The organism is Streptomyces sp. OfavH-34-F (assembly GCF_022347745.1).
GTDB lineage: Bacteria > Actinomycetota > Actinomycetes > Streptomycetales > Streptomycetaceae > Streptomyces.
Genome location: NZ_JAKRGC010000287.1, coordinates 1 through 8,338 on the forward strand (window position 1 = coordinate 1; position 8,338 = coordinate 8,338).

The 8,338-nt window shown below is 72.4% G+C and carries 6 protein-coding genes; 3 read left to right on the plus strand and 3 right to left on the minus strand.

The genetic code is table 11. The annotated features are described in order from the left end of the window. Positions 1-433: 433 nt before the first annotated feature. Positions 434-988 carry a MarR family winged helix-turn-helix transcriptional regulator gene (locus MHW47_RS28390; RefSeq protein WP_239226618.1) on the minus strand — a complete coding sequence of 185 codons (555 nt, stop codon included), beginning with the start codon at positions 986-988 and terminating at the stop codon, positions 434-436. A 157-nt stretch (positions 989-1,145) separates the two neighbouring features. Between MHW47_RS28390 and MHW47_RS28395 the strand changes: the two genes are divergently transcribed. Continuing rightward, complete coding sequence (locus tag MHW47_RS28395; RefSeq protein ID WP_239226615.1) at positions 1,146-2,441, plus strand: MFS transporter; 1,296 nt, start codon at positions 1,146-1,148, stop codon at positions 2,439-2,441. Positions 2,442-2,450: 9 nt separating this feature from the next. Here MHW47_RS28395 and MHW47_RS28400 read toward each other — a convergent pair whose 3' ends face one another. After that, positions 2,451-4,112, minus strand: a complete 1,662-nt coding sequence (locus MHW47_RS28400; protein WP_239226616.1) for a SpoIIE family protein phosphatase — start codon at positions 4,110-4,112, stop codon at positions 2,451-2,453. 191 nt (positions 4,113-4,303) lie between these two features. Then, positions 4,304-5,620, minus strand: coding sequence for an NAD(P)/FAD-dependent oxidoreductase (locus MHW47_RS28405; RefSeq protein WP_239226617.1), 1,317 nt, complete (start codon positions 5,618-5,620; stop codon positions 4,304-4,306). Between the two features lie 419 nt (positions 5,621-6,039). Between MHW47_RS28405 and MHW47_RS28410 the strand changes: the two genes are divergently transcribed. Beyond that, complete coding sequence (locus MHW47_RS28410; protein ID WP_275449754.1) at positions 6,040-6,897, plus strand: helix-turn-helix domain-containing protein; 858 nt, start codon at positions 6,040-6,042, stop codon at positions 6,895-6,897. Between the two features lie 294 nt (positions 6,898-7,191). Next, on the plus strand, positions 7,192-8,338 hold a 1,147-nt coding region (locus MHW47_RS28415; protein ID WP_239226620.1), incomplete at its 3' end, for a sigma-70 family RNA polymerase sigma factor.

Sequence of the window (8,338 nt, forward strand, 5' to 3'; positions counted from 1 at the left end):
TCCGGGCGCTTCCCTTCGGTCTTGCGTTTCCGACTCTATCAGACTCTTTCGTGTCCGATTCCCGGTCGAAGCGGGTCAAACGTTTTTCGCTTTCCAGGTCTTCGCTTTCGCGTTTCCCTTTCCGGCGAGTCCGACTCTATCAGATCCTTTCGGGCCTGATTCCCAGTCAGCGGGGCTTGTCCTCCCGGCCGTTGGGCCGTTCCGACGTCCAAAACCTTAGCGGATTCTCCCGGCGACTCATAATCGAGTCTTTCGAAATGAATTTCGGCATGCCGAAATTTTCCCGAGCGGGAGATCGTGCAGAGTTTTGGTTGGCCGCTGTTGCGGCGGGATCGGTTGCCGCAGAACCGTTCAGGCCCCGTGGCAACCCGGAGAACACTACGGATCGCCGAGGGGCGTGTCAACCCCCGCCCTCGCCCCTCCCGAGGCCCCCTCAGTCCAGGTCGGTGAGGCGGCCGCCGGCGTCCGGCTGGGCGTGCTCCACCCGGCGCAGCAGGCAGGTCAGCATCTCGCCGAGCCGGCCGCGCTCCTCGCCCCCGAGATCCTGGAGCAGGTCCGCCTCGAAGGCGGTGGCCATCCGCATCGCCTCCATCCACTTCGTCCGCCCCTCGTCCGTCAGCTCGACGATGACGCGGACCCGGTTGTTCTCGTCCCGGTCGCGGGTCACCAGTCCCTCACCGGCCATGCGGTCGATGCGGTGCGTCATGGCGGCCGGGGTGAGGCCGAGCCGCTTGGCGAGTTCGCCCGGGCCCAGGCGGTACGGCTCCCCGCCGAGAACCAGGGTCTTGAGGACCTCCCACTCCGCGTTGCTGATGCCCAGGGCGGCGAGCTGGCGCCCGTACGCCACGTTCATCCGGCGGTTCAGCCGGCCGAGGGCGGAGACGACCTGCTCGACCTGCGGGTCGAGGTCGCGGAACTCGCGCTGGTAGGCGGCGATCTGCTCGTCGAGGCTCGGCTCTTCGAGTCCGGGCTCGGTGGTGTCAGACATGGCGCGCAGTATGGCACGCCGCCCGTAGCCGTCGAAGTCCTTCGAGTCGTAGTTTTCGATGTCGAACTTTAGTGATAAAGTCTTCGGGTTCGAGTCGTTCACTTGGGTACGGCTCAGAGGCTTCGAGAGCTTGAGGTAGGTGAGTGTGACCAGGGAAATGGGCGCAGCGCTCCGGCGGATTCAGCTGGGGAGCGCGCTGAGCGCGTTCGGGCTCGGGTTCACGGTTCCGTATCTGTACGTCTATGTGGCGCAGGTACGGGATCTGGGCGCCGGTACGGCGGGGATCGTCCTGGCGGTCTTCGCCATGGCGGCGCTCGCCGTCCTGCCGTTCACGGGCCGGGTGATCGACCGTCGCGGGCCACTGCCCGTCCTGGTCGTCGCCTCCGCCGTCGCTTCCCTGGGCGCCGTCGCGCTCGGCTTGTCCTCGCAGGTCACCGCCGCCGTTCTCGCGGCGGCCGTGCTCGGCGCCGGCACCGCCGTGATGCAGCCGGCGCTCGCCACGATGCTCGTCCGGTGCACCGGCCCCGCCACCCGTACGCGGGCCTTCGCCATGCAGTTCTTCCTGCAGAACCTGGGTCTGGGCATCGGCGGTCTGGTCGGCGGGCAGATCGTCGACACCAGCAGCCCGGCGTCGTTCACGCTGCTGTTCCTGATCGAAGCGGTGATGTTCCTGGTGCTCGGCGCCATCGCGGCGACCGTGCGGATGCCGCGTACCCCCGCGGCGGCGCCGGAGAGTGCGGCGGGTGCGCCCGGCGGACGCGGCGGGCTGCGGGCGCTGCTGTCGCACCGGGCGATGGTGCAGCTGTGCGTGCTGGGCTTCGTGCTGTTCTTCGCCTGCTACGGGCAGTTCGAGTCCGGGCTCGCGGCGTACGGCACCGAAGCGGCCGGAATCGAGCCCTCCACGCTCGGCGTGGCCCTGGCGGCCAACACCGCCGTCATCGTCGTCGCGCAGTTCGTGGTGCTGCGGCTCGTGGAGCGCCGCCGGCGCACCCGCGTCATCGCCGCCGTCGGTCTGATCTGGGCCTTCGCCTGGATCGTGGCCGGTTACGCGGGGCTCGGGCACGGCAGCCAGACGATGGCGACGGCCGCGATGATCTCGACGTACGCGCTGTTCGGGCTCGGCGAGGCGATGCTGTCGCCGACCGTCGCGCCCCTGGTCGCGGACCTGGCGCCGGAGTCGATGGTGGGCCAGTACAACTCGGCGTTCGCGCTGTGCAAGCAGCTCGCGCTGGCGGTCGGACCGGCGGTCGGCGGCCCGATGGGGGCCTCGCTGCACGGCCCGTACATCGTGACGTTCGTGCTGTTCTCGCTGGGGATCACCGCGCTCGCCCTGCGGCTGGGCCGGCGGCTCACCCCCGTACAGGACCAGCCGTCGCTCGCGAACGCGCCGTCCCGGGTGGTGGCCGTGTCCCTGCCGGAGAACGTGCCGGCCCCCGTGGCCACCGCGCGCTGACCGCGCCCTCTATCGCGGCAGGGCGAACTCGCACCACACCGACTTGCCGCCGCCCGGCGTGCGGCGGCTGCCCCACGACGTGGCGATCGAGGCGACGATCTCGATCCCCCGGCCCGCCTCGTCCCCCGGATCGGCGCGGCGGCGGCGCGGCAGGTGGTCGTCGCCGTCCGTGACCTCGATGATCAGGCGGCGGTCGGTGCGGCGCAGGCCCAGCCGCATGGGCGGGGTGCCGTGCTGAAGGGAGTTGGCGACCAGCTCCCCCGCCGCGAGCACCCCCAGGTCACGCAGCTCCACCGGGAAGCGCCACGAGGTGAGCACCCCCGTCGCGAAGGAGCGGGCGCGGGGCGCCGCCTCGATGCCGCCGAGCAGGTCGAGCGAGGCGTTGTGGAACAGCTCGGCGGCGGCGCCCGTGCGGGCGGGGTGCTGGACGACCAGGACCGCCACGTCGTCGTCGTGCTCGGCGGTGACGTTCAGGGAGCGGATCAGCCGGTCGCACACCACCTGCGGTGCGCCGCGCGCGCCGGACAGGGCGCGCTCCAGCGCGGCGACGCCCTCGTCGATGTCCTCACCGCGGCGCTCGACGAGCCCGTCCGTGTAGAGGACCGCCGTGGAGCCGGGCGGCAGCGGGATCGTGCCCGAGGTGTGCAGCCAGCCGCCGGTGCCGAGCGGAGGCCCGATGGGGTCCTCGGCGCGGTGGACCGTGCCGTCCTCCTCGCGCACCAGGATCGGCAGATGGCCGGCGGAGGCGTAGACGAGCCGGCCCTCGTTGGGGTCGTGCACGGCGTACGCGCAGGTGGCGATCTGGCTGGCGTCGATCTCGGCGGCCAGTCCGTCGAGCAGTTGCAGGACCTCGTGGGGCGGCAGGTCGAGGCGGGCGTACGCGCGTACGGCGGTGCGCAGCTGTCCCATGACGGCGGCGGCGCGCACCCCGCGCCCCATGACGTCCCCGATGACCAGCGCGGTGCGGCCGGCGCCGAGGGTGATGACGTCGTACCAGTCGCCGCCGACCGCGGCGTCCGTGCCGCCCGGCTGGTAGGTGGCGGCGATCCGCAGGTCGTCGGGCTGTTCCAGCTCCTGCGGGAGCAGTGAGCGCTGCAGGGTGACGGCGGTTTCGCGGTGGCGGCCCTCGCTGGCGCGCAGCCGTTCGGCCGCCTCGGCGTGGTCGGTGACGTCGGCGGCGTACACGAGGACTCCGCTGTCGCGGCCCTTCTCCTCGTCGGGGCGCACGGGCGTGCAGGTCACGGTGTAGGAGCGGCCGTCGGTGGCCTTGCGGGACTTGACCGTGCGCGGGGTGCCGCTGCGCAGGACCTGGTCCATGAGGGGGATAAGGCCGATCGCGGTCAGTTCGGGCATCACCTCGGCCGCGGGGGCTCCGCAGGGGCGGGGGCCGAAGGCGGCGGTGTAGGCGTCGTTGACGTAGGCGATGCGGTGGTCGGAGCCGTGCACCAGGGCGACGAGGGCGGGCAGCCGGCCCAGGATCTCGCGGGCGGAGAGGTCCTCCAGGTCCGGCGCGGTGGGCAGGGGGTCGCCGTCGGGCCCGTCCTGGGGCGGGACCGTACCCGGTTCGGGCCGGTTGTACTCGGCGCGGGCCGCCGGTACGGAGCTGTGGTCCTCTCGGGCGGCGCGACGCTGCGTACCGGGGAGGCGGGCGCTCCAGCGCGTGAAGTTCACGGAATTTCTGGCCTCGTGTGTCGGTCTGGTCCGCTCGGGCGGGCTGCTTCCTCTGCCGGGGGCGTCCCACCCCGCCGGGGTGTTCGGCGCCCCTGGGGGCGGTCTTCGCTGGTCACTGTCGGTTGCTGCCGGCCGGGTCACTCTGTGCAGATCTGGGCCCACCCATGGTCACACGTCCAGTGTGTCGGACCCTACTGACAGTCGTCCCCGTCGGGCCGCGGCCGGCGGCCTGCGGCGCGTTCGAATTCGGCCCTGGGATGTTCCAGGGAGCCGAGGGAGACGATTTCGCGTTTGAAGAGGCCCGCGAGTGTCCATTCGGCAAGGACGCGTGCCTTCCGGTTGAAGGTGGGCACCCGGCTCAGGTGGTACACGCGGTGGATCAGCCAGGCCGGACGGCCCTTCAGCCGGCGTCCGCGGATGTGCGCGACGCCCTTGTGGAGACCCAGCGAGGCGACGGACCCCGCGTAGCTGTGGCGGTATCCGGTGAGGGGTGCGCCGTCGAGCGCGGCGACGATGTTGTCCGCGAGGACCTTCGCCTGGCGGACGGCGTGCTGGGCGTTGGGTGCGGTCGTCCGGCCGGTTTCGGCGGCGGTGAGGTCGGGAACGGCGGCGGCGTCGCCCGCCGACCAGGCGTGCTCGGTGCCTTCGACGGTGAGGCGGGCGGTGCAGACGAGTCTGCCGCGGTCGTCCAGGGGGAGGCCGGTCGCGGCGAGGAGCGGGGCGGGCTTGACGCCGGCCGTCCATACGAGGGTGCGGGTGGGGAAGCGGGAGCCGTCGCTGAGGACGGCGATCCGGTCCTCGCAGGAGTCCAGCCGGGTGTCCAGCCGTACGTCGATGTTGCGGCCGCGCAGTTCCCGTACGGCGTACCGGCCCAGGGATTCACCGACCTCGGGCAGGATGCGGCCGGTGGCCTCGACGAGAATCCACCGCAGGTCCTCGGCCTTGATGTTGTGGTAGTACCGCGAGGTGTAGCGGGCCATGTCCTCCAGTTCGGCCAGTGCTTCCACGCCCGCGTAGCCGCCGCCGACGAAGACGAAGGTCAGGGCCGCGTCCCGGACGCCGGGGTCGCGGGTGGCGGAGGCGATGTCCATCTGCTCGATGACGTGGTTGCGCAGCCCGATGGCCTCCTCGATCGTCTTGAATCCCACGCCGTGCTCGGCGAGGCCGGGGACGGGCAGGGTGCGCGACACGGAGCCGGGGGCGAGGACGATCTCGTCGTACTCGATCTCCAGGGCGCCGGTGCCGTCCTCGCCGCTCGCGAGCGTGGTGACGGTGGCGGTGCGCTTGGTGTGGTCGATGCTCCGGGCCTCGCCGATGACGATGGTGCAGTGCGGCAGGACCCGGCGCAGCGGTACGACGACGTGCCGGGGGGAGATCGACCCGGCGGCCGCTTCCGGGAGGAACGGCTGGTACGTCATGTAGGGCTCGGGCGTGACGACGACGATCTCGGCCTCGCCGCTTCTGAGTCGCCGCTTCAGCTTCCGCTGGAGACGCAACGCTGTGTACATCCCGACGTAGCCTCCGCCGACGACGAGGATGCGCGCATTCGGCGGGGGGCCGGGGGGTGTGCCCCCGGAAGCTGAAGCCATCACCACCCCATGACGCAACGTGCACCGGAGTTTGTCCACAGCCCCGGCAAATTGTGTGACCGGACGGGGCGGACGGGTCGCTTCCGCGCGCCGGACCGTTGGGGCGCAAGCCCCGCAGGTCAGGCATTGCGGTACGGGGCAGGGCTTGGGATCAACTGGTGACCAACCGGTCCTTGCTCCGATCGGGGGGCGCTCCGGGCGGAACTGCCCTCTTCTGAATTGACCCTGGCTCAACTATGTTCGTATGTCGTCAGGGTGTCGGACGGTGACCATCGGTCCGCACCCGACGGACACGGCGGGAGTCTCCGGGGGGAGACGTCATAACCGGGGGAACAGTTATGGATATTCAGGAATCGCATTGGCCGACTACTGCTGTCGCGCCTGAAGAAAGCGGACACATCGGGGCAGTCGGCACCCTCAACGGGGTGGGCGGCACGGCGACGACCACGCCACCGGCGACGGTGGGCGCTCTGGGCAACGGCCTCGGTTCCGCATCGTCGCATGTGCGGTCGGCCCCTCTGCGGGTGGACGCGCAGCGCAATCTGGAACACGTGCTGCGAGCCGCGCGCGAGGTGTTCGGGGAGCTGGGTTACGGCGCTCCGATGGAAGACGTGGCCCGCCGCGCCAGGGTCGGTGTCGGGACGGTCTATCGCCGCTTCCCGAGCAAGGACGTCCTGGTGCGGCGGATAGCCGAGGAGGAGACCTCCCGGCTGACCGATCAGGCCCGGTCCGCGCTCGGGCAGGAGGACGAGCCGTGGTCGGCGCTCTCCCGCTTCCTGCGGACGTCGGTGGCGTCGGGGGCCGGGCGGCTGCTGCCGCCGCAGATACTGCGGGTCGGTGTGGAGCCCGAGGACGCGCCGGTGTCCGGCGAGGCCGGGGAGGCCGGGGGCGACGAGCCCCGGGTGCCCCAGCAGCGTCAGGAGGCCGGTGCGCCCCGGGTGGCCGGGCAGCGGTCCGCGCCGGACGTGGGCGGCGAGGACCTGGGCGCCGGTGCGGTGGAACTGCTGGAGGTCGTGGGGCGGCTGGTCGAGCGCGCGCGGACCTCGGGTGAGCTGCGCCGTGATGTGACGGTGTCGGACGTGCTGCTGGTCATCGCGACGGCGGCGCCTTCGCTGCCGGACGCGGCTCAGCAGGCGGCGGCCTCGTCCCGGCTGCTGGACATCCTCCTGGAGGGTCTGCGCTCCCGCCCCGAGTGACGGGTGCGCGCCCGCGGCCCGGGGGACGGGCCGCGGGCGCGCGGTGCGTGCGGATGCCGGTTCCGGTGCCGGTGCCGTTCCGGTGCCCTTCCGGTGCCGGTGCGGGTCCGGGTGCGGGTCCGGGCGTCAACTTCGAGGGGTGGCCCCTTCCCCGAATGAGTGCCGCCCGGCGCTCATGTGCGGGGAAGGCGTCCCCGGAGGAGTGGTTGACGGGACTGTGGGCCCGCCGCCTCGGCGCTCTGTGGCACGCTTGCCCGGTATTCGGGTCCGATGGCGCATACGGGGGCGTCCGCGATGAGCGGTGACGGGCAGAGGGAAGAGTCGTACGACGGCGTGTCCGCCACGGGCGACGGCGCGGGAGCGGTCGGCCTGCCCGGCCACCAGGTGCCGAGCCAGGCCGCCCCCGGGCAGCCGGCCGTCCCCGGCGACCGCGGTGTTCCCGGGCAACCGGACGACGACGAGGACGACGGTGGCGGAACGGTCCTGCCGGGCCCCTGGCCGCCCGCCCCGGCGGAGGATGCGCCCGACGCCTCCGGGGGTTCCGGCGCGGCAGGTGAGCAGACGGCCGCCGTGCCGATGCAGCGGGCGGGGCGCGGCTCGGACGCGGAGCTGATCCAGCGCATGCGCGAGGGCGACGACCTCGCGTACGACGAGCTGTTCCGGCGCCACTCCCAGGCCGTCCGCCGCTACGCCCGCACCTGCTGCCGGGACGCGCACACCGCCGACGACCTGACGGCCGAGGTCTTCGCCCGCACCCTCCAGGCGGTTCGGGGCGGCAAGGGGCCCGAGGAGGCGGTGCGCGCCTATCTGATGACGGCGGTCCGCCATGTGGCCGCCGCCTGGACGAAGACCGCCAAGCGCGAACAACTGGTGGACGACTTCGCCGCGTTCGCCGCCCAGGCCGCGCGCTCGTCGGAGGTGGCGGACGCGGACACCCTGGACCTCGGCGCGGATGTACTGGCGATGCACGAGGCCGAGCAGTCGATGGCCATGCGGGCCTTCCGCAGCCTTCCCGAACGCTGGCAGGCGGTCCTCTGGCACACCACCGTCGAGGAGGAGTCGCCGAGCGACATCGCCCCGCTCTTCGGGCTGACCGCGAACGCCACGTCGGTGCTGGCCAGCCGGGCCCGCGAAGGGCTCAAGCAGGCCTACCTCCAGGCCCATGTGAGCCAGGCGCTCACCTCGGGCGGCGACTGCGCCCGGTACGCGGACCGGCTCGGGGCGTACGCCCGCGGCGGGCTGCGGATGCGGGCGGAGCGCGGACTGCGGAGTCACCTCGACGCGTGCGCGAAGTGCCGGGTGGCGGCGGGCGAGCTGGCCCAGGTCAACGCCGGTATCCCCGCGCTGCTTCCGGTCGCGGTCATCGGCTGGTTCGCCGCCGGGTACGCCCTCAAGGCCGCAGGAGTGGTGGCCGGCGGCGCCGCCGGGGGGGACGTGCCGC

Excerpts from the sequence above, each read along its gene's own strand:
- MHW47_RS28390 (WP_239226618.1), bottom strand. The coding sequence starts at position 988 with ATGTCTGACACCACCGAGCCCGGACTCGAAGAGCCGAGCCTCGACGAG.
- MHW47_RS28395 (WP_239226615.1), top strand. The coding sequence starts at position 1,146 with ATGGGCGCAGCGCTCCGGCGGATTCAGCTGGGGAGCGCGCTGAGCGCG.
- MHW47_RS28405 (WP_239226617.1), bottom strand. The coding sequence starts at position 5,620 with ATGTACACAGCGTTGCGTCTCCAGCGGAAGCTGAAGCGGCGACTCAGA.
- MHW47_RS28410 (WP_275449754.1), top strand. The coding sequence starts at position 6,040 with ATGGATATTCAGGAATCGCATTGGCCGACTACTGCTGTCGCGCCTGAA.